Here is a 19692-nt window from a genome sequence, read left to right as displayed (position 1 = left end):
CCGGGGCCAGGCCCCGGTTTCACTATCGTCAGACAGCTTCGTTTAGAAGTTGTACTGCATGGCGACAGTCCACTCGTCGTCCATGTTGTCGATACCGTTGATCTTGTACTCGGTGTAGGCCTTCAGCTTCGGAGTGAAGGAGTACTGAACACCCAGGTAGGTGTAGTCAGCGAGATCACCCTTAGCAACGAAAGAGTTCTGGACGTCGTCGATCTCGGACTTGTTGTAGCCGGTCAGGAAGGTCCAGGCGTCTACGTTGTAGGAAGCAGCCAGTTCGTAGCCGTTGAAGTCAACTTCTTGGCTGCCGCTGGAGATTTGGCTCTCGTTGTAGAGGCCGGCGAAGTAGAAGCCACCGATGGTGTAAGAAGCGACCAGTGCCCAGTCTTCTTTGTCAGCAGTTACGCTGGTGCCTTTGGACTGATAGTCGTTCTTGGCATAAGCGGCAGCCAGACCCAGACCGAAGTCGAAGTCATAGCCCAGACCTGCGGCATAACCGTGCTCCAGCTTACTGTTAACCAGCTCGTACTTGGTGCCGTTATTGTCAGAGCCAAAGGTCAGTGATGCATTCTCATCGTTGGTCTGGTAGGAGGCGTTAGCGAAGAAACCGCCCCACTTGCCCATATAGATGACCTGACCTTCCTGACGGCTACCGTAGAAGTTAGCCTCGGAGCCCCATTCGTTGAAGATATCGGTTCTTTCTACGACGTTGGTGTAGAAGGCGGTATCGGTCTGACCGAACAGGATCTTACCGTACTGGGAACCATCGAAACCTACGTAGATGTGGCGCGGGTCCAGATTGTTCTTCTTGGTCTTTTCACGAGAATTTTCAGCCTCGATTTGCCACTCAGTCTTGGCAAAGGCGGACCAGATGCTGTCCAGCTGAACTTTACCGGACCAACCCAGACGGGAGGTACCCTTCAGCTCGGCATCAGTGTTGTCGTGCTCACCGTAGTAGTTAGCCTGAACACGGCCATAGATGTCGAAGGTAGTACCGTCTTTGTCATAAACGACGGTGGCGTTAGCAGCGGAGGCGAACAGAGCCGGGATGGCGATTGCCAGAATTGTCTTTTTCATAGTTTCCAATGCCTACTGTAATTAAACACTAAGTCTTTGTTATTCCCTGTGTTAGCGACGTTCTCTGCGTCACTATGCAGCCGAGACTAGCACCGGGGTTAGTAATCCGCAATAAAAAAACCGGGAACTTTTTACCGGCTCGATGGTCTGCAATATCAAAACGTGACCAGGATCCCATTATCCTTTGGACAACCATTGGCAAACGTTTTTTAGCCATTTTTGCTGGCCATGCCACCCTCTGAGCACACACTATTGCCCCGTTCGGCACTACCGCAGCGCAATGTATTGGGAGGGGTCTGCGGAGCCCGCGGCCCTTTCTCGGCACTACCTACTCGCGCTCAGGTGCCCTCTTTCGCTATTCTGTGTCACCCAGTTACAGAATCGGCATTTTGTCCCATGCTCTCACCCCGTCTCAAAGAGGCCATCCGCACCACTTACCGGCAGCTGGCCGACGCCTTGCCGGGTTTTGTCCCCCGGCGCGAGCAAAATTTCCTGGTGGCCGAAATTGCTAAAACCCTGAGCGGGGAGTACGACAAGTCACGCCGCATTCTGGTGGCCGAAGCAGGCACCGGGATCGGCAAGTCCCTCTCCTATGCCCAGGGGGCCATCCCGCTGGCGCGCCTGCTACAGAAGAAGCTCATCATCTCCACCGCCACTGTGGCGCTGCAGGAGCAGCTGATCCACAAGGATCTCCCCTTTTTCTTGCAACACTGCGCAGTGCCGTTTCGCTTTATGCTGGTCAAGGGGCGCCAACGCTACTGCTGCGAGCATCTGCTCGAGCAGGGGGCCATGGGGACAGAGGAGTCCAACCTGGAGTTCGCCTTCGAGCAGCTCTCAAGCATTCGTCCCAGTGAAGAGGACAAGCAGCTCTATAAACGACTGTGGGATCGCTACACGGATGGCAAATGGGATGGCGACCGGGATAATTGGCCCGAGCCTATTCCCGACACGGCATGGGAGCGGATCGCCGCCGATCGCCACACCTGTAACAAGGCCCTGAGCCACCATCAGCAGTGCCCCTTCCACCGCGCCAGAGACAAGATGGATGAGTGTGATGTGCTGGTGGTCAACCATGCGCTGCTCCTGTCGGATCTCACCATGGGCGGCGGCATCATATTGCCGCCCCCCGATGAGTGCTTCTATGTGCTTGATGAAGCTCATCATTTACCCAACGTTGCCCGGGATCACGGCGCGGCCGCCGTCCACCTGAGTGGCACACGCAAGACTCTGGAAAAGCTCGCCCAGAGTGCCGGCAAGATAGGCCGACGACTCAATAAAGAGAGCCTGCTCGATCCCCAGCTGAAATTACAGGATGCCCTCGCCTCACTCTTGCCCGATCTCAAGGCCGTAGAGCAGTGGGTGAAACAGCACCCCGAGCTCTTTGGCACCGAATCGCATCATCGTTTCGTGGATGGCGAGCTGCCAGAGCCCCTTCCACTGCTCGCCATCAATCTGCGAGAAGGTAGCAAGCAGGCGCTGCGTGCTCTGGATCGGCTACAGGGGGCGCTCACCGAGGCCCTGCGTGAGGGGGAGATACAGCGCAAAGAGGCTGAGCCCCTGCTGGCCGAGGCGGGCTTCTTCTTGCAGCGTCTTGAGCATTTCAACCAGCTGTGGGAGTTGATGAGCCGGGAGGTCTCACCCGGCAAGACACCGCTGGCGCGCTGGTTATACCAAAGTGATGCCGGCGAGGTGATGGTTCACGCCTCTCCCATCGAGGTCGGTTATCTGCTTGAAGAGTGGCTCTGGTCCAAATGCTTGGGGGCCGTTCTGGTCTCGGCGACCCTCACTGCCCTCTCGAGTTTCGATTATTTCCGTCATCAGGCGGGGCTTAAACACCATGATGGCACCCGTTACTTGCGCCTGCGCTCTCCCTTTGATTATGACAAGGCGCAGCTTCTTATTCCCAAGATGCGCTGCGAGCCGAGCGATCCCGGCTTTACCGGCGAACTGATCGAGCGCCTACCCGAGCTGCTTAAGGGGCAGAAGGCCAGCCTGCTGCTCTTTTCCTCTTACCGGCAGATGAAAGAGGTGGCCGAGGGACTGCGCGATCAGGGCCTAACGCTGCTGGTGCAAGGCGAAGCGTCGCGCAATGCTCTGCTCACCCTGCACCGACAGCGCTGCGACGCAGGCACCCCCAGCATACTGCTGGGCACCGGCAGCTTCTCGGAAGGGCTGGATCTGCCGGGTCACTACCTCACCAATCTCATCATCACCAAACTTCCCTTCGCCGTGCCTAACTCGCCGGTTGAGGAAGCCACCGCCGAGTGGATCGAGAAGCGCGGCGGTAACCCCTTCTTGCAGGTCACGGTGCCGGAGGCCTCACGAAAGCTGATCCAGGCCTGCGGGCGCCTCATCCGTAAAGAGGCCGATACCGGGCGGGTCACCATATTGGATCGGCGTCTGGTGACCAAACGATACGGCAAGGGGCTGCTCGATGCGCTCCCCCCCTTCAAGCGCCATATTGAGTAAGGCACCAGCAGCAAGGCCCGCTCTGGGCAGGCTTGCCGCATAGCGGCAAACCTGCAAGAATGCCCCTTGGTTTATAGGTTTGTACCCTTTGAAGGTTCAAGGAGATAGAATGAAACTGACCGTTTTGCTGCCAACCGTAGCGGCTCTGGCTTGGGGCAACATGGCCTTGGCCGCGGCTCAACTGGATATCCAGGCGCCCTATGTAGTAGAACTGATCGATGGCAAGAGCGTCAGCGCCAAGCTGCTTGAACATGGCAAAAACCAGCAACTGCAAGATGGCAAGCACCAGCTGGTGGTCTCCTTCGAGGGTAACTACTCCAACCGCACCGACACTCGTTTCGTCACGGCCGAGCCCTTGGTGTTCAGCTTCGAATCAAAAGATGGTCAACAGATCGTACTGGACTACAAGAAGCCCCGTAACGAGGGCGAAGCTCGCGAGTTCGTGAAACTGCAAGATGTGCAGCTCAAGGATAAGGTGACCGGGCAGCGTATTGAAAGCGAGCGCTTCGTGATGCCCAAGCAAGAGGGCTTCCAACTGACCCGCGACTATCAGCAAGAGCTGGTCGCCATGGGCAAGGCCTTCAATCAGCCCAAAACCGTCGCGGTGTCCACGGCCGCCGTGATGGCCGCCAACAGCGAGCCGCTGCAAACCGCGCCCACCAAGGCCATGGCCAACCCGGAAGCCCTGACCCAGTTGCAGAGCTGGTATAACAAGGCCGATGCCGAAACACGCAAGGCATTCCAGATCTGGGTTATCCAGCAGCAGTGATCGCGAAGGGGAGCCACGGCTCCCCTCTTCTTTATATATGACCCCCACCGTCTTCTATCACCCTCTCTACTCGGCTCTCTCTCTTCCCGAGCACCACCGCTTCCCCTTGCCCAAATATCAGGCGCTTTATGAGAGCCTGCAGAGCCTTCCTCTGCACTGGCAGCAAGCCTCGCCGATAAGCCGGGACGCCCTGGTGCAAATCCACGATCCGGCTTATGTGGATGCCCTGCTGCAGGGAACTCTGGATCCCCTCAGACTGCGCCGCATCGGCTTTCCCTGGAGTCCATTGCTAATGGAGCGCACCCGCCTCTCGGTTGGAGCCACTGTGATGGCGGCGCGCCTGGCCTGTGAGGAGGGGTGTGCCTTGCAGATATCGGGTGGGTATCATCACGCCCACAGGGCGATGGGCAGCGGCTTTTGCCTCTTCAACGATCTGGTGCTGGCAGCCCATCTGATGATTGCCGAGGGACGAGCGCAGCGAGTGCTTATCTGCGATCTCGATGTTCATCAAGGGGATGGCAGTGCCACCCTCTGCCAGGGCAGAGATGATATCATCACCCTCTCCCTGCATGCCGAGCGCAACTTTCCGAGTAGAAAAGCCAGCTCCCACCTCGATTTTCCCCTGCCCGACGGCCTGCAAGACGGCCCTTATCTGGAAACGCTGGTGCAGGGGCTCGCGCTGGCACTGCGCCTCTACGGGCCCGACCTTATTCTCTATCAGGCCGGTGTGGATGTGCATCGGGACGATGAGCTGGGTTATCTGGCATTGAGTCACGAAGGGATCCGGCAGCGAGATCGCACCGTCTTCGAGATGGCCCACAGTCATGGCCTCCCCGTCGCCGCCGTGCCGGGTGGCGGCTACCGGCGGGAGTGGCCCTCCCTCATACCGCTGCATCGCAGCCTATTTGAAGAGGCGATCGCCTGCTTTTCATAAAAGCAAAACGGCCCTCACGGGCCGTCTCTTATTTACCGTAACGCTTGCGCGCCTTGGCTTGGCGGATCTTGTCCCGCTCTGCCTTGTCGGCGGCTTTGCGGGCTTCCTCCTGCTCTGCCTCTATTTGCTCCTGGCCCACCATCTCGGGCGTCTCCAGCGTGACGGGGCCAAGCTGCCCCATACGCAGCTCGTGGATCAGGATCTCAGAAACCTTGTGCAGATCGGATACCCCCCCCTTACGCATGCAGCCACGCCGCTCGGCGATGGCATCCATCAGTTCAATATCGCTGCCCGGCAGCTCGGTCAACTGGTAGCGTTCCATGAGGCGCTGTGGGTACGCCTTGAGCAGGTATTCGGCGGCAAACAGCGCGATATCCGCATAGTCGATCACTGTATCTTTGATGGCACCGGTCACCGCCAGGCGATAGCCACAGGAGGCCGGGCTCAGCTTGGGCCAGAGAAAGCCGGGGGTATCGGTCAAGATGATGTTGCCATCGAGCTTGATGCGCTGCTGAGACTTGGTCACCCCGGCCTCGTTACCGGTCTTGGCGATAATGCGTCCGGCCAGGGTGTTGATCAGGGTCGACTTGCCCACGTTCGGGATCCCCATGATCATGGCACGAACGCCGCGCAGCTCCTTGTCACGGTCCGGCACCATCTCGTGGCACAGCGCCAGCAGGCTCTTGATTTCCTCTGGCTTTTGCTGCGTCAACGGCAGGGCACGGATCCCCGTCTCTTTCTCCATATGGGCGACCCAGAGGGCCGTGATCGCAGGATCGGCCAGATCTGCCTTGTTAAGCACCTTGATGACAGGCTTGTCACCGCGCAGCTCAGGCACCATGGGATTCTCGCTGGAGAAAGGAATGCGAGCATCGATCATCTCGATGATGACATCGACCTGGGGCATCACCTCGGCGATCTCTTTTCTCGCCTTGTGCATGTGGCCTGGGAACCAGTTAATCGACATCGCTTCTCTCCAACAGATATCCAAAGGTCGCGCATGATAACCAAGTTTGCGCCACTTGTAGAGATCCCGGAAAAAGGTTCATCACCCTTTAACGAGAAACCTGGGTAAAGCGGAACGGGGAGCAAGGCGCGCCAATGGTCCCCGCCGAGTCGATTTGTTATGCTGGCTGCTCACTCCGGAGGAGCGCCCATGAAGTATCTGGTTGACACCCACACCCATACCATTGCCAGCACCCACGCCTACAGCACCATTCACGACTATCTGCCAGTGGCCCGGGCCAAGGGTATAGCCCTGTTTGCCACCACGGATCATGGCCCTGAGATGGCCGATGCGCCCCACTACTGGCACTTCGTCAACCTCAGGGTATTACCGAGGGTGGTCGATGGGATCGGTATACTGCGCGGGATCGAGGCCAATATCAAAAATGAGGCCGGAGATATCGATTTTCCTGATCATTATCTCCCGACGCTTGACCTCATCATGGCCGGCTTCCATGAGCCCGTCTTCCCTCCTCGCGATCGGGACAGCCACACCCGGGCCATGATTAACGCCATTCGCAGCGGCAGGGTCGACATCATCAGCCATCCGGGCAATCCCGCCTTTCCCATCGACATCGATGCCGTGGTCAAGGCGGCGGCGGAACATAGGGTAGCGCTCGAGGTCAACAACTCGTCCTTCGAACACTCCCGCAGGGGCAGCGAGTCCAATTGCCGCGCCATTGTCGAAGCCGCCAGAGATCATGGCGCTTGGCTCGCCTTCGGTTCTGACTCTCATGTCGCGTTCACTCTGGGCGATTTCGGACATTGTGATCGCCTGGTGGAAGAGACCGGCTTTCCCCCCGAACGGCTGCTGGCTCGCAGTCCCGATACCTTACTTGGATTCCTCGAGCGCCGGGGTCATCCGCGCATCGCTGAGTTTGACGAGCTGCGCGCCTTACACGGCTGAGTGAAACCGCGCCAAAATCGGGTACGACTCAAGTTTTTTTAAACAACCCATTGACTCAAAATGGTTTTTTTCTATCATCTAGCCACGTAGCCGGTGTAGCTCAGTTGGTAGAGCAGCGCATTCGTAATGCGAAGGTCGCAGGTTCGACTCCTGTCTCCGGCACCAGATAAAACAAAGGGTTAGTCTCTCAATGAGGCTAACCCTTTGTTTTTAAAGGGCGACTACCCTAGCCTATGCCAGCGACGCAGGTAACAAGAATCCGGGCCGAAGCCCGGATCAACGCTCATCAAACGACTCAAACGCCCTGCTGCCGGACCCAAGCCTTCCGATGACACACGCTAGCTGGTAAAGACAGGAGCAAAACCCGACCCCCAAAGAATGGCGGTCGCCGCTAGCACACACACCAGTAACACCAGCCCCACCGTCACGACCGAGCTGGCATAGATGAACCCCTGCTCCGGGGTTATGTGCATCAAGATCGGCACCCCCACGTAGAGCAGGTAGATAGAGTAGGCCAGCCCCGCCAGACCCACCATCATGACGAACCAAAGATGCGGGTAAAAGGCCGCCAGGCCCACCATGAAGAGGGGGGTCGACGTGTATGCAGCCAACTCGAGCGCCTTGGTATAGGTAGGGTCAGAGCCAAAGGTGTGCCCCATCCAATGCGCGAGATAGGCTAGCGCGAAGACCCCGGCAACCAGAGCGATATACATGGCGATCGACAGCAGCATAGCACTCTCTGCCGTGAGTCGAATGGGCTCGCCAACCCCGATACTCCATCCGATGTGCACGGCCGAATAGTAAGCACAAACGGATGGTACCAGCGCCACGATCAAGATGTGGCTCAAGCTATTGCGAAAACTCTCGTGATGCTCGTCTATCTCATGCCATTCATCTTTCGGGTGAGCATAAAGCCCCCAGAGGTGGTTAAGGATCATGGTTCCATTCCTTATCGACAGCGGGATTGACCTTATCCCAATGGACGACGCCTGACACCCGGCTCGCCCGGAGTGCAGTTTTCATAAATAAAGACTGCACTTCTCTACCCTGCAAGGTATCGACCCACGACCACCCCAATCAACACTCTCAACCACGGGGGGTCTTCGGCTGAGCGATTGGTGATTTCCTCAAAGTGAACTAATACTTTACTTACATGTTACGAGAACCAATAAATCTTAAATATCAGTAGGTTGGATTTAATTATCGATTTTCCGACTGGTGATTGGGGATCTTCTTCGGTGGTTTCAACTGATGACGCCACCTCAGGAGGGCGGCGTGAAGAAAAAAGGAATCGGCATGGGAGCCTGGCTCCTGCTGACCGCCTCGATGCCGACGGCGGCCATACAACTCAATATGACCCAGGGGGTCACTGCGATCAGCCAGCAGGTGTATCAGCTGCACATGACCATCTTCATCATCTGCTGCCTGATCGCGCTGGTGGTATTTGGCGTCATGTTCTGGGCCATCATTCACCACCGCCGCTCTCGCGGAGCTACCCCAGCCCACTTTCACGAGAGCACCCGAATAGAGCTGCTCTGGACTGCGATTCCCGTGCTCATTCTCATTGCCATGGCGGCGCCGGCCACCTCGACGCTGCTGAAGATGGACGATACCAGCAGGGCGGATTTGACGGTGCTTATCACTGGATCTCAATGGAAGTGGCACTACAAGTATCTCGAGCACCCGGTGGCCTTCTACTCTCGCCTCTCGACGCCGACCGAGCAGATCCACGGCCAGGCCGCGAAAGGTGAGACCTATCTGCTGGAGGTAGACAACCCGCTAGCGCTACCCACGGGTAAGAAGATCCGGCTGCTGACCACCTCGGATGACGTCATTCACTCCTGGTGGGTTCCCGCCTTTGCAGTGAAAAAAGACGCCAATCCCGGCTATATCAATGAAGCCTGGACCCGGATCGATAAACCCGGCATCTACCGTGGACAGTGCGCCGAGCTGTGCGGCAAGGATCATGGCTTCATGCCCATCGTCGTCATCGCCAAGCCGCAGGACGAGTTCGAGCAGTGGATTGCCAGCCAGAGCGAGGCGCAGGCGAGCTCTGCGGCCAAAGAGCAGGCCCAGGCCAGCGAACAGCTCACCATGGCTGAGGCCATGGCCCTCGGAGAGACCCTCTTCAATGGTCATTGCGCCGCCTGCCACCAGGTGGGGGGAACAGGTATGCCCGGTATCTTCCCGGCACTCAAAGGCAGCCCAATCACCACCCGGAGCGCCAACCGAGCAGAGCATATTAGAGTGGTGCTCCATGGACGTGCCGGGACCGCGATGCAGGCCTTTGGCCAGCAGCTCGGCAGTAAGGAGATTGCCGCCCTCATTACCTACGAGCGCAACGCCTGGGGCAACAGCACGGGTGATGTGATCCAACCTGCCGAGGTGCAGGCCATCAAGGATGGACAATAAGGAGAGACCATGAGCGAGGAGATCTCACATCAGCAGGGGCACCATCCTCAACCCGGCATCCTGCGTTGGCTCTACACCACCAATCACAAGGATATCGGCACTCTCTACCTGCTCTTCTCCCTGACCATGTTTTTTGTCGGCGGCTCTATGGCCATGGTGATCCGGGCCGAGCTCTTCCAGCCCGGGCTGCAACTGGTCAATCCCCTCTTCTTTAACCAGATGACGACGGTGCATGGCCTCGTCATGGTCTTTGGTGCCGTTATGCCCGCCTTTACCGGCCTGGCCAACTGGCTCATTCCCATAATGATAGGTGCCCCCGATATGGCGCTGCCGCGAATGAACAACTGGAGCTTCTGGATCCTCCCCTTCGCCTTCAGCCTGCTGCTGCTCACCCTCTTCATGGATGGTGGCGGTCCCAGTTCGGGATGGACCTTCTATGCCCCTCTGTCGACCAAGTACAGTGGTAACAGCACGGCCCTCTTTGTGTTTGCCGTTCACATGATGGGGATCTCCTCCATCATGGGTGCCATCAATGTGATCGTCACCATCTTCAATCTGAGGGCGCCCGGCATGAGCTGGATGAAACTCCCGCTCTTCGTCTGGACCTGGCTCATCACCGCCTTTTTGCTGCTTGCCGTCATGCCGGTACTGGCCGCTGCCGTAACCATGGTGCTGACCGACAAATTCTTTGGCACCAGCTTCTTCGATGCGGCGGGCGGCGGCGATCCCGTGATGTTTCAGCACATCTTCTGGTTCTTTGGCCACCCCGAGGTCTACATCATGATCCTGCCGGCCTTTGGCATCATCTCCACCATAGTGCCGACATTCGCCCGCAAACCCCTGTTTGGCTATCGCTCCATGGTTTATGCCACCTGCAGCATTGCCCTGCTCTCCTTCATCGTCTGGGCACACCACATGTTTACCACCGGCCTGCCGGTCGTTGCCGAGCTCTTCTTCATGTACAGCACCATGCTGATTGCGGTGCCCACCGGTGTGAAGGTCTTCAACTGGGTGGCCACCATGTGGCGCGGCGCCATGACCTTCGAGACCCCCATGCTGTTTGCCATCGCCTTCATCGTGCTCTTCACCATTGGCGGCTTTTCCGGCCTGATGTTGGCCATCACGCCGGCCGACTTCCAATACCACGACACCTATTTCGTGGTGGCCCACTTCCACTATGTTCTGGTCACCGGAGCCATTTTTTCCCTCATCGCTGCGGCCTACTTCTGGCTACCAAAATGGACAGGCCACCACTATGACGAACGGCTCGGGCAGTGGCACTTCTGGTGCTCCCTCGTCTCGGTCAATCTGCTCTTCTTCCCCATGCACTTTGTTGGACTGGCCGGCATGCCCAGACGAATTCCCGACTACGCCCTGCAATTTGCCGACCTCAATGCGCTTATCAGCATAGGGGGCTTCGCCTTCGGTCTGTCGCAATTACTCTTTGTCTGGGTGGTCATTAAATGTATTCGCTCGGGCAAAGCGGCTGCGGCAAAAGTCTGGGAAGGGGCCGAGGGGCTGGAGTGGACCCTCTCTTCGCCACCGCCCTACCACAGTTTCACCACGCCCCCCAAGGTAGAGTGACACCATGACGACGCCCGATCACGCGCCACTTATCAAGCGACTGCTACTGCTCATCGTCTTGATGTTCGGCTTTTCGTTCTCCCTGGTGCCCCTCTACGATCTCTTCTGTCAGGCCACCGGACTCAACGGCAAGACGGCATCGCGCCCGGCCAGCCAACCGACGCGTCAGGTCGACAACCGCCGCGAGATACGGGTGGAATTTCTCGCTCATACCGCTCCCCCGATGGCATGGCAATTTGAACCCGGGGTGACCCGCGTGTCGGTACATCCAGGTGAGACCCGGCTCATCCACTATCTAGCCTACAACCCGACGCCTGATGCCATGACGGGACAAGCCGTCCCCTCCGTCTCACCGGGGCCCGCCGCGGCTTATTTCAAGAAGATGGCCTGCTTTTGCTTCGAGCAGCAGACTCTCAAGGGAGGAGAGCGCAAGGAGATGGCGCTGCAGTTCTATGTTGACCCGGCTCTGCCGCCCGAGATCAACACCATCACGCTCTCCTACACCCTCTATGACATCAGCACTGCACAGGTGAAGAAACCATGAACCGCTACTATGTTCCCGCGCAGAGCCCCTGGCCCATAGTGGGCGCCATCGCCCTCTTCTTACTGGCTCTGGGCGCCGGCACCCTGGTTAACGAGTTGGCTCACCAGCAGAGCGGCATGGGTCGCTACCTGCTCCTGGCCGGCGCCCTCTTGCTGCTGCTGATGTTGGTGGGCTGGTTTCGCCATATCATCGGTGAGTCGCTGGGCGGCCTCTACAGCGGCCAGATGGATCGCTCGTTTCGTCAGGGCATGAGCTGGTTTATCTTCTCGGAGATCATGTTCTTTCTTGCCTTCTTCGGCGCCCTCTTCTATGCCCGCCTCATCGCCATGCCCTGGCTCGGTGGAGAAGGGCACCATGTTCTGACCGGCCAGTTACTCTGGCCCGACTTCACCGCCCATTGGCCCATGACCAAGACGCCGGGGGGAACACAGACCCAGGCCATGCCCTGGCAAGGGCTGCCACTTATCAACACCCTGCTCCTACTCACCTCTTCGGTCACCCTGCAGTTTGCCCATCAGGCGCTGGAGAGAGGTCAACGACTGCGCCTCAAGATCATGCTGCTACTGACCCTGCTGCTGGGAACCGGCTTCCTCATTCTTCAGGGAGTTGAGTACCTGCACGCCTACCGGGAGCTCGGGCTGAGACTCGACACCGGCATCTATGGCAACACCTTCTTCATGCTCACCGGCTTCCACGGGCTGCATGTGACTCTGGGGGCCATCATGCTGACGGTGATCTGGCTGCGCATCGTGCTGCGGGATCACTTCACGCCAGAGCATCACTTCGGCTTTCAGGCGGCGGCCTGGTATTGGCACTTCGTAGACGTGGTCTGGCTCTGCCTCTTCACCTTTGTCTATCTGCTCTAAACGGACGCAACAGGCGGGTATTAGTAGGGACGATAGTGGGGGGTGATCCAACCCAGTTGCAGGGCAATCACCAGCAGTAGTACCAGCAGGGCAGACAGCAGCACCCGACGCCCCAAAGGCAAGGAATTAGCCTGCCGGGCGGCAACCATGAGCCAGAGAGCCTGAAGGAGCTGACCCAGGATAAGCAGCAATAGCACGACCACGACGGACTTGATGAGCATGGAGGCCTCCTGTGATCCGATTGTCGCTGACGACATTGCCCACGATGCGATTATCCAAGCTTAGGCATCGGCTGCTTCTATTGACACTGATCGTCAGCGCTCTTTTATTCCATCTGGCGCTATGGCAATGGCACAGGGCGAGCGAAAAAGAGGCACTGCTGGCTCGCCTGGCCAGCCACTCGGGCGCCCCTCTCTCTGCCAAGGATCTATTGGCAAAGGGCGAGGATAGCCTCGACGGCCTCAGGCTGAATGGTCAAGGCGACTGGTTATCCCCCCATCTCTGGCTACTCGATAACCAGGTGGTCGACGGCATCGTCGGCTATGACGTGATCATCCCGGTTCAAACCCAGGGGGGGCCCGCGCTACTGGTCAATCTGGGATGGACTCCGGCGCCCCCCCTCAGAAATGAGCGGCCGGCGCTTGAGCTCCCCGCCACGCTGGCGCTCGATGGCCTGTTACGCCGCCCCTCCTCCACGCTGTTGCTGGGTGAGAATCGCGAGCCTGGCCCCTATCCCAGCCGTATTCAGTCCGTGCGCCCCGAGGAGCTAAGAGCCCAAAGCGCTCTGCCCTTGGGCAATCTCATGCTCTATCAGCAGACCCCGGGGTTTCGCTATCACTATGTGCCGAGCGTGATGAGCCCCGAGCGCCATCGTGCCTATGCGGCCCAGTGGCTAGGTCTGGCGCTGGTAGTACTGGCCGGTGGTATCGCCTTGACCCGGAGGTCACATGCTTAAACAAAAAGCCCCCCTCGCCCTGCTGCTCACCCTGCTGCTCCCTCTGCTCTTGGCCAAGCTGGTACTGGTGATGGGGTGGTATCACGCAGGCACCCGCAATCAGGGCACCTGGCTTCCCCAAAGCGCCCCTTTACTTGCGTCTGACCCCTCTGGTTGGCGACTGCTTTATCTCTACCCGGCCGCATGCCAGGCGCAGTGTGATGAGGTACCCCATTTGCAAGAGAGAATCAGAGTGGCTCTCGGGCGGCAGGCCGATATGCTGACTCTGCAGCGCCGCCCCCTCGGCACCCAGCCTCCCCTGCCAGAGGGCCCCCTCGGTCTCCTGGTGCTCGTCGACGGAGCCGGGCTCGGCGTGCTGGGCTATCCATTGCCCGAGGAGCAGGCGCGCTGGCCGCGCCTCGGTAAGGCGGTGCTACAGGATGTACAACAGTTGCTGCGCTACGGGAGGGCCGCCCAGTGATCCGAACCGGCACCCTGCTCATCCTGGCCATTGGGCTGGCGACCCTGGTCATCGGCCTCGGCGCCTACACCCGGCTGACCGATGCCGGCCTCGGCTGTCCCGACTGGCCCGGTTGCTACGGCAAGCTGACCCTGCCTCATTCCGAAGAGGCTCCCAGACTTGCCTTGAGTCACCCCGAGCGCCCTCTTGAACCGCACAAGGCGCGCAATGAGATGATTCACCGCTATGCGGCTGGTTCACTGGGTATGCTGCTGTTGATGCTCTTCGTCGTGAGTTGGCGCGAGGCACGGCGCCTGCCGCCACTGCCGACATGCTTGCTGCTGCTGGTTGTGGGACAGGCGCTGCTCGGCATGCTGACGGTCACGGCAGCGCTTCACCCCTTGATCGTCATGGGCCACCTGCTGGGGGGCTTTGCCTTGCTGACCCTGCTCTGGCTCTCGCTCACCCGCTCGCTATCCCCCCTCGCCGCGCCTCCCTGGCTCAAGAGACTGGGGGCATTGGCTCTGCTGGCACTGCTGCTACAAATCGCCCTGGGGGGGTGGACCTCGGCCAACTACGCCGCCATGGCCTGCAGCGAGCTCCCCCTCTGTCAGGGAGAGTGGCATCAGCAACTCTCACTGACAGAGGCCTTCCACCTCCCGCTAGGGCACGCGAGCTATGAGTTTGGCGTGCTCGGGCGCGAGGCGCGCCAGACCATTCACATCGGCCATCGTCTGGGTGCACTGCTGGCGACGCTGGCCCTGCTGGGTTTTTCCCTGGGGCTACTGAGTCAGGGAGCCAGGGCGAGCGCCGCGTTGATCCTGGCTCTGCTGCTGTGCCAGCTGCTGCTCGGCATCGCCAACGTGGTGTTTATCTTGCCCCTGCCCAACGCTCTGGCACACAACCTGGTAGCGGTTCACCTGCTGATCGCCACCGCAGTGACCTGCCGCCGCCTCACCTCGTTTCCTCTCAGGAGGTCATGATGCAACTCTCGCTGACCGCACTCTCGACCGACGTGCTGCACGACTACTGGCAGCTGACCAAACCCAAGGTGGTCGCCCTGATGCTGCTCACCGCCTGGGTGGGGATGGTGCTGGCCCAGAGCACCCTGCCCTCCCTCCCCCTCACTGTCACGGCCCTCGGCGGGATCGGGCTGCTAGCCGCCGCCGCCGCCGCGTTGAATCATCTGCTAGAGGGGCAACGAGACACTCTGATGGCGCGCACCCGCCGTCGTCCCGTGGCCTGTGGCCGCGTCTCGCCCTCTCGAGCCGCTCTGTTTGCCCTCATCCTGGCCTTGAGCGGCTTCGGGCTACTTTATCTGGGGGTCAATCCCCTCACCGCCTGGCTGACGCTGGGGAGCCTGGTGGGGTATGCCGGGATCTACACCCTGCTGCTCAAGCGCTCGACCCCCCAGAACATAGTGATCGGAGGGCTGGCCGGTGCCATGCCCCCCCTGCTCGGCTGGACCAGCATCTCAGGTACCCTCTCGGCAGAGCCCTGGCTGCTGGTGATGATCATCTTCACCTGGACGCCCCCCCACTTCTGGGCGCTGGCCATCCATCGTCGTGACGACTACGCCCGTGCCGACATCCCCATGCTACCGGTCACTCACGGCCTCGACTTCACCAAGCATCTTATCCTGCTCTATCTGCTGCTACTCACCCTGATCTGTCTGCTGCCTTACCTCATCGGCATGAGCGGCCTCATCTATCTGGTGAGCGCCCTGCTGCTCAACCTGCGCTTTCTCTACTTCGGATGGCGCCTAAAAGTCAGCGCCGACGCGGGAGCGGCGATGCGAGCGTTTCGTTTCTCCATCACTCATCTGATGCTGCTCTTTCTCGCCCTGATCACCGATCACTACTGGTACTGGCAGCTGGGATAGACGCCTCACGCCTCTCCCAGATAATCCGCCGCGGCCCGGCCCAGCAACTCCGGCAGTATGGCGGGCATAAAGCGCCGCCTCAGGGTCACTGCGTAGAAGTGCTCATAGGCATTGGGCAGGCTCAGGTACTCCTCGAGTCGCCCCTCACGGATCTCGTCGCGTACCACCACGGCCGGCAGCAGGCAAAGGGCGCCGCTGTCACGGGCCAGAAGGCGGAGCATGGCCATGTCGTCAGCCTCTCCCTGCACTCTGGGCTCGTAACCATGCAGGGCGCAGAAGGCATCGAAGGCGGTACGGCTGGCACTGGCCCGCCCGGGCAGGATCCACGCCCGATCCGCGAAACCGCGCGGGAAAGGGCCGAGGGGACGCCGGCCAGCCGGGCCTATCACCGCCAGGGGCTGGCGGGCAAGAAGCTGGCTCTGCCATACAGCTTCTCCTTCTCCCTGAGGCTCTCTGTCTGTCAATACCAGATCGAGCCGGTGGGAGAGGAGCGCATCGAGCAGGGCTCCCTGCTCGAGAAAACGCAGGGTGAAATGCACGTCACTGCGCCCGAGCAGCGGGGCCATGAAGGCCTCGATGACGTTGCGAGACATGGAGGCGAGCACCCCGATCCGCAGCTTCTGACGGCCCCGCTGCCAACCGTGACGCAGCACCCCCTCCAGCTCTTCCCCCTTGGTGAAGATCTCGTCGGCATAGTCGAGAACGCGGCGCCCGTCCTCGGTAAGGTGAAGGCGACGACCGCTGCGCTCGAACAGGGCGAACCCCATGTTCTGCTCCAACTGCCGGATCTGGGCCGAGAGTGCCGACTGGGAGAGATGCAGCTGACGGGCCACGTCGGTGAGGTGGCCGTGCCTGGCCACTTGCCAGAAGTAGTAGAGATGGTGGTAGTTGAGGCGTGCCATTTTCGTTCATCAAAACAGAATGTTTTGTGACATTATATCTATTTAACTTAAGCCTCAAGCTCGGGCACAATCCCGCCCTCTTCTCAAGGAGTGCCCATGTCACAATTCACCACCCTGATGCTGCCAGGAGCCTGCCCGGACGCCCTCGAACAGGCGGCCGCCCTGTTGCGCTCGGGCGCTCAGGTCGCCGTGCCCACCGAGACCGTCTATGGCCTGGCCGCCGATGCGGCACAACCCGAGGCCGTTGCCGGCATATTTCGCGCCAAGGGACGCCCGAGCGACCATCCCCTCATCGTTCATCTGGCGCACGCAGGTCAGATGGCGCGCTGGGCGCGCGAGATCCCCGCCACCGCCTGGCAACTGGCCCAGGCGTGTTGGCCCGGCCCCCTCACCCTGCTGCTCAAGCGCGCCGAGCAGGTCTCCCCCGTGGTGACCGGCGGGCTCGACACCATAGGGCTGCGCGTCCCCGCCCACCCCTTGATGCTGGCCCTGCTCGAGCGCCTCGACACCGGGCTGGCCGCGCCTTCCGCCAATCCCTACCAGGCGTTGAGCCCGACCAGCGCCGAGCAGGTCGAAGCCGGGCTCGGCGGGCGCATCGCCGCCATCCTCGACGGTGGCCCCTGCCCGGTCGGGCTCGAATCCACCATCGTCGATCTCACGGGCCCGGTGCCCACCATAGTGCGAGCCGGCCCATTGGGGCGTGAGGCGCTCGAGACCATACTGGGTCAGCCTGTCGCCACTCCGCGCGAACATACGGTGGTGGTGCCAGGCAACGTGGCCGCCCACTATCGCCCGGGCACGCCCCTTTGGATGGCCCCGACCGAGGCGCTTGAGCGGCACTTGGCACGGCTCGCCCCCCAGACGCTGGCAAGAGGCGCCCTGATCACCTGGTCGGATGCGCTGGCGGCACCGGCTGGGCTGGGTCAGCTGCGCCGCCTGCCGGCCGATCCGGCCGGCTACGGGCAGGCCCTCTACGCCACCCTGTTTGAGCTGGATCGTCTCGGGCTTGAGACCCTCTGGTTGGAGCAGCCCCTCCCGAGTGAGCCCTGGTGGCCAGTACAGGATCGCCTGCGCCGGGCGGCCATGCTGCTCGAGTGAGGCTCCCCGTCTAAAGCAGCTTCGTGTTTGATTCGGACGGGTTTGTCGTTATGCTTTTCCCGTCCGAATCCGCAGGAGCCCCCTATGCGCCGTTTCAACGTCATGCTGACAGGCAGCCGCCTGATGATGTTCCCCTTCTACGTCAGCATGCTGATCTGTGTCGTTTTGTTGATGGTCAAGTTCGGGATCAAGCTCTACGAACTGTGCACCAACATCATCTCTCTGCCCTATCTCGAGCTCATCATCGGAGTGTTGACCCTGGTCGACTTCGTGCTGGTGGCCCAGATGCTGATCCTGGTGGCCCTGTGCGGCTATGTGCAATTTATCAAGAGCCCGCAGGAGCGCGCCTCCCTCGGGGATAACTGGCTCTATCGCATCGATTTCGTCTCTCTCAAGCTCATCGTCATCAACTCCTTGGTCACCATCTCGGGGATCGAGGTACTCAAGGCCTTCCTCGAGGAGGGCGTGATGAACGAGGGGGAGATGAAGTGGTCCGTTATCGTCTTTCTCGCCTTCTCGACCGCGGCGCTCATCTATGCCGTGACGGAGCGGTTGGCCGAGCATAACGACAGGGGAGAGAAAGCAGATCTCCCCGATCATCACCCGAAATAAGCGCCCCCTCACGCCAGCCAATTGGAAGCCTAATGACACTCTCCCATCGCACTCTCTTCGTCCTGCTCGGCGCTCTGGCCGGGCTCACCCCCCTGGCGGTCGACATGTACCTGCCCGCCATTCCGACCCTGGCCAGGGAGCTGGGCACCACCATCGACGGGGCTCAGCTCACCGTCAGCGCCTTTCTCGGCGGTTTTGCCATCGGCCAACTCTTCTACGGGCCGCTGGCCGACAGCTTTGGCCGCAAGCCGGTGATCATGGCGGGCCTCATCATGTTTGCCCTGGCCTCGGTGGGGTGCGCCCTGGCCGATAGCCTGCCCGAGCTGCTCGCCTTTCGTATGCTGCAGGCGGCCGGCGGTGCCGCCGGCTCAGTGGTGGTCAACGCCCTGCTGCGCGATCTCTTTGAGAAAGATGCCTTCTCCCGCGCCATGTCCTTCGTCATCCTGGTGATGACCCTTGCCCCCCTGGTTGCCCCCGTGCTGGGAGGCTACATCACCACGACCGGCCACTGGCGCCACATCTTCTGGCTGCTGCTCGCCTGCGCCACCCTGATCGCCCTCACCATGCAGTTTGCGATTCCCGAAACCCTCAAACCCGAGCTGCGCCAGCCTCTGCGCCTGGGCAAGATCCTTGGCAACTACGGCGGCGTGCTGAGCAACCCCAGGGCCATGGGCTATGTGCTGTGCGGCGCCTTTGCCAGCTCGGGGATGTTTGCCTTCATCAGTGGCTCCCCGTACGTCTACATCGAGTACTTCGGCGTTCCCACCGAGCACTACGGCTGGCTCTTTGGCCTCAATATTCTGCTGATGATGGTGGTCACCTATGCCAACAGCCGGCTGGTGAAGGGGATTGGTGCCGAGGGCATGCTGCGTTATGGCCTGCTGGTCCTCCCCCTGGCCGGGCTTGCCCTCGTCTATGCCAGCTGGAGCGGGGTCGGCAGCCTGTGGGGGGTCGTGATCCCGGTCGTCCTCTATGTGGGCCATATCAGCCTGGTGGGGGCCAATGCCATGACCGGCCTGCTGGGGCAATTTCCCCAGACTGCCGGCACCGCATCGGCCCTGGCCGGCACCTTGCGCTTCGGGATCGGGGCTCTGGTCGGGGTAGTGGTCAACCTGACGCCCCCCAGCTCGCCACTGCCAATGGCGCTGAGCATCGCCGGCTGCGGCCTGCTCTCGGCCTTGAGCTATGCCCTGCTGGTTGGCCGCAAAGAGACAGTTTGAGCACGCCGCCCTTGACTACA

The 19692-nt window shown here is 60.3% G+C and carries 20 protein-coding genes and 1 tRNA gene; 16 read left to right on the top strand and 5 right to left on the bottom strand.

The genetic code is table 11. The features are described 5' to 3' along the window. Positions 1-42: 42 nt before the first annotated feature. Positions 43-1074: a porin gene (locus tag BN1121_RS03865; RefSeq protein ID WP_005358297.1), complete on the bottom strand. Its 1032-nt coding sequence runs from the start codon at positions 1072-1074 to the stop codon at positions 43-45. A 396-nt stretch (positions 1075-1470) separates the two neighbouring features. Between BN1121_RS03865 and dinG the strand changes: the two genes are divergently transcribed. The 3 genes from dinG to BN1121_RS03850 all read left to right on the top strand — a co-directional run bounded on the left by dinG (position 1471) and on the right by BN1121_RS03850 (position 5246). Continuing rightward, a complete protein-coding gene (gene dinG, locus BN1121_RS03860; RefSeq protein WP_005358298.1) occupies positions 1471-3543 on the top strand; it encodes an ATP-dependent DNA helicase DinG in 2073 nt (690 codons plus the stop codon). Positions 3544-3652: 109 nt separating this feature from the next. Beyond that, positions 3653-4312, top strand: a complete 660-nt coding sequence (locus BN1121_RS03855) for a YccT family protein (protein WP_005358299.1) — start codon at positions 3653-3655, stop codon at positions 4310-4312. Between the two features lie 37 nt (positions 4313-4349). After that, positions 4350-5246: a histone deacetylase family protein gene (locus BN1121_RS03850; protein ID WP_005358302.1), complete on the top strand. Its 897-nt coding sequence runs from the start codon at positions 4350-4352 to the stop codon at positions 5244-5246. Positions 5247-5274: 28 nt separating this feature from the next. Here the strand turns inward: BN1121_RS03850 and ylqF are convergent, their stop codons facing one another. Beyond that, positions 5275-6213 carry a ribosome biogenesis GTPase YlqF gene (gene ylqF / locus BN1121_RS03845; protein WP_005358305.1) on the bottom strand — a complete coding sequence of 313 codons (939 nt, stop codon included), beginning with the start codon at positions 6211-6213 and terminating at the stop codon, positions 5275-5277. 189 nt (positions 6214-6402) lie between these two features. On the opposite strand from ylqF, the gene BN1121_RS03840 reads away from it, so the two are divergent. Next, positions 6403-7158 (top strand): phosphatase, encoded by a 756-nt coding sequence (locus BN1121_RS03840; protein ID WP_005358307.1) that lies wholly within the window; start codon positions 6403-6405, stop codon positions 7156-7158. Between the two features lie 89 nt (positions 7159-7247). After that, positions 7248-7323: transfer RNA gene (locus tag BN1121_RS03835), tRNA-Thr, on the top strand. Between the two features lie 173 nt (positions 7324-7496). Here the strand turns inward: BN1121_RS03835 and BN1121_RS03830 are convergent. Next, positions 7497-8096: a Yip1 family protein gene (locus BN1121_RS03830; protein WP_005358310.1), complete on the bottom strand. Its 600-nt coding sequence runs from the start codon at positions 8094-8096 to the stop codon at positions 7497-7499. A 337-nt stretch (positions 8097-8433) separates the two neighbouring features. On the opposite strand from BN1121_RS03830, the gene coxB reads away from it, so the two are divergent. The 4 genes from coxB to BN1121_RS03810 are packed head-to-tail and all read left to right on the top strand — an operon-like array spanning position 8434 to position 12564. Beyond that, positions 8434-9570, top strand: a complete 1137-nt coding sequence (gene coxB / locus BN1121_RS03825) for a cytochrome c oxidase subunit II (protein ID WP_043157982.1) — start codon at positions 8434-8436, stop codon at positions 9568-9570. A gap of 9 nt (positions 9571-9579) precedes the next feature. After that, entirely contained in the window at positions 9580-11154 is a 1575-nt protein-coding gene (gene ctaD, locus BN1121_RS03820) for a cytochrome c oxidase subunit I (protein WP_005358314.1), read from the top strand. Positions 11155-11158: 4 nt separating this feature from the next. Next, entirely contained in the window at positions 11159-11698 is a 540-nt protein-coding gene (locus tag BN1121_RS03815; RefSeq protein ID WP_005358316.1) for a cytochrome c oxidase assembly protein, read from the top strand. Beyond that, positions 11695-12564: a cytochrome c oxidase subunit 3 gene (locus BN1121_RS03810; RefSeq protein WP_005358319.1), complete on the top strand. Its 870-nt coding sequence runs from the start codon at positions 11695-11697 to the stop codon at positions 12562-12564. The genes BN1121_RS03815 and BN1121_RS03810 overlap by 4 nt, the downstream gene beginning before the upstream one ends. Before the next feature lie 20 nt (positions 12565-12584). Here the strand turns inward: BN1121_RS03810 and BN1121_RS03805 are convergent, their stop codons facing one another. Beyond that, complete coding sequence (locus tag BN1121_RS03805) at positions 12585-12785, bottom strand: DUF2909 family protein (RefSeq protein ID WP_005358322.1); 201 nt, start codon at positions 12783-12785, stop codon at positions 12585-12587. 80 nt (positions 12786-12865) lie between these two features. On the opposite strand from BN1121_RS03805, the gene BN1121_RS03800 reads away from it, so the two are divergent. The 4 genes from BN1121_RS03800 to cyoE are packed head-to-tail and all read left to right on the top strand — an operon-like array spanning position 12866 to position 15840. Further along, complete coding sequence (locus tag BN1121_RS03800; protein WP_231552994.1) at positions 12866-13519, top strand: SURF1 family protein; 654 nt, start codon at positions 12866-12868, stop codon at positions 13517-13519. Beyond that, on the top strand, positions 13512-13979 hold the full coding sequence (locus BN1121_RS03795) for a hypothetical protein (RefSeq protein WP_005358327.1): 468 nt from the start codon (positions 13512-13514) through the stop codon (positions 13977-13979). Before BN1121_RS03800 ends, BN1121_RS03795 begins: the two co-directional genes overlap by 8 nt. Continuing rightward, positions 13976-14941 (top strand): COX15/CtaA family protein, encoded by a 966-nt coding sequence (locus tag BN1121_RS03790; protein ID WP_005358329.1) that lies wholly within the window; start codon positions 13976-13978, stop codon positions 14939-14941. The genes BN1121_RS03795 and BN1121_RS03790 overlap by 4 nt, the downstream gene beginning before the upstream one ends. Next, entirely contained in the window at positions 14941-15840 is a 900-nt protein-coding gene (gene cyoE, locus BN1121_RS03785; RefSeq protein WP_156139390.1) for a heme o synthase, read from the top strand. Before BN1121_RS03790 ends, cyoE begins: the two co-directional genes overlap by 1 nt. A gap of 5 nt (positions 15841-15845) precedes the next feature. Here cyoE and BN1121_RS03780 read toward each other — a convergent pair whose 3' ends face one another. Next, positions 15846-16742 carry a LysR family transcriptional regulator gene (locus BN1121_RS03780; protein ID WP_005358339.1) on the bottom strand — a complete coding sequence of 299 codons (897 nt, stop codon included), beginning with the start codon at positions 16740-16742 and terminating at the stop codon, positions 15846-15848. Between the two features lie 96 nt (positions 16743-16838). On the opposite strand from BN1121_RS03780, the gene BN1121_RS03775 reads away from it, so the two are divergent. The 3 genes from BN1121_RS03775 to BN1121_RS03765 all read left to right on the top strand — a co-directional run bounded on the left by BN1121_RS03775 (position 16839) and on the right by BN1121_RS03765 (position 19672). Further along, entirely contained in the window at positions 16839-17840 is a 1002-nt protein-coding gene (locus tag BN1121_RS03775) for an L-threonylcarbamoyladenylate synthase (protein ID WP_005358341.1), read from the top strand. An 84-nt stretch (positions 17841-17924) separates the two neighbouring features. Continuing rightward, positions 17925-18452: a YqhA family protein gene (locus BN1121_RS03770; protein ID WP_005358343.1), complete on the top strand. Its 528-nt coding sequence runs from the start codon at positions 17925-17927 to the stop codon at positions 18450-18452. A 32-nt stretch (positions 18453-18484) separates the two neighbouring features. Then, positions 18485-19672 carry a Bcr/CflA family multidrug efflux MFS transporter gene (locus BN1121_RS03765; RefSeq protein WP_005358346.1) on the top strand — a complete coding sequence of 396 codons (1188 nt, stop codon included), beginning with the start codon at positions 18485-18487 and terminating at the stop codon, positions 19670-19672. Positions 19673-19692: the final 20 nt, after the last annotated feature.

It is taken from the genome of Aeromonas diversa CDC 2478-85 (assembly GCF_000819805.1).
GTDB classification, from domain to species: domain Bacteria; phylum Pseudomonadota; class Gammaproteobacteria; order Enterobacterales; family Aeromonadaceae; genus Aeromonas; species Aeromonas diversa.
Note: the sequence above shows the minus strand (reverse complement) of the source record. Positions and strands in the feature narration are given on the sequence as shown.

What these genes read in the sequence shown, in the direction of transcription:
- BN1121_RS03865 (WP_005358297.1), bottom strand. Translation starts at nt 1,074, where the DNA reads ATGAAAAAGACAATTCTGGCAATCGCCATCCCGGCTCTGTTCGCCTCC.
- dinG (WP_005358298.1), top strand. Translation starts at nt 1,471, where the DNA reads ATGCTCTCACCCCGTCTCAAAGAGGCCATCCGCACCACTTACCGGCAG.
- BN1121_RS03855 (WP_005358299.1), top strand. Translation starts at nt 3,653, where the DNA reads ATGAAACTGACCGTTTTGCTGCCAACCGTAGCGGCTCTGGCTTGGGGC.
- BN1121_RS03850 (WP_005358302.1), top strand. Translation starts at nt 4,350, where the DNA reads ATGACCCCCACCGTCTTCTATCACCCTCTCTACTCGGCTCTCTCTCTT.
- ylqF (WP_005358305.1), bottom strand. Translation starts at nt 6,213, where the DNA reads ATGTCGATTAACTGGTTCCCAGGCCACATGCACAAGGCGAGAAAAGAG.
- BN1121_RS03840 (WP_005358307.1), top strand. Translation starts at nt 6,403, where the DNA reads ATGAAGTATCTGGTTGACACCCACACCCATACCATTGCCAGCACCCAC.
- BN1121_RS03830 (WP_005358310.1), bottom strand. Translation starts at nt 8,096, where the DNA reads ATGATCCTTAACCACCTCTGGGGGCTTTATGCTCACCCGAAAGATGAA.
- ctaD (WP_005358314.1), top strand. Translation starts at nt 9,580, where the DNA reads ATGAGCGAGGAGATCTCACATCAGCAGGGGCACCATCCTCAACCCGGC.
- BN1121_RS03815 (WP_005358316.1), top strand. Translation starts at nt 11,159, where the DNA reads ATGACGACGCCCGATCACGCGCCACTTATCAAGCGACTGCTACTGCTC.
- BN1121_RS03810 (WP_005358319.1), top strand. Translation starts at nt 11,695, where the DNA reads ATGAACCGCTACTATGTTCCCGCGCAGAGCCCCTGGCCCATAGTGGGC.
- BN1121_RS03805 (WP_005358322.1), bottom strand. Translation starts at nt 12,785, where the DNA reads ATGCTCATCAAGTCCGTCGTGGTCGTGCTATTGCTGCTTATCCTGGGT.
- BN1121_RS03795 (WP_005358327.1), top strand. Translation starts at nt 13,512, where the DNA reads ATGCTTAAACAAAAAGCCCCCCTCGCCCTGCTGCTCACCCTGCTGCTC.
- cyoE (WP_156139390.1), top strand. Translation starts at nt 14,941, where the DNA reads ATGCAACTCTCGCTGACCGCACTCTCGACCGACGTGCTGCACGACTAC.
- BN1121_RS03780 (WP_005358339.1), bottom strand. Translation starts at nt 16,742, where the DNA reads ATGGCACGCCTCAACTACCACCATCTCTACTACTTCTGGCAAGTGGCC.
- BN1121_RS03775 (WP_005358341.1), top strand. Translation starts at nt 16,839, where the DNA reads ATGTCACAATTCACCACCCTGATGCTGCCAGGAGCCTGCCCGGACGCC.
- BN1121_RS03770 (WP_005358343.1), top strand. Translation starts at nt 17,925, where the DNA reads ATGCGCCGTTTCAACGTCATGCTGACAGGCAGCCGCCTGATGATGTTC.
- BN1121_RS03765 (WP_005358346.1), top strand. Translation starts at nt 18,485, where the DNA reads ATGACACTCTCCCATCGCACTCTCTTCGTCCTGCTCGGCGCTCTGGCC.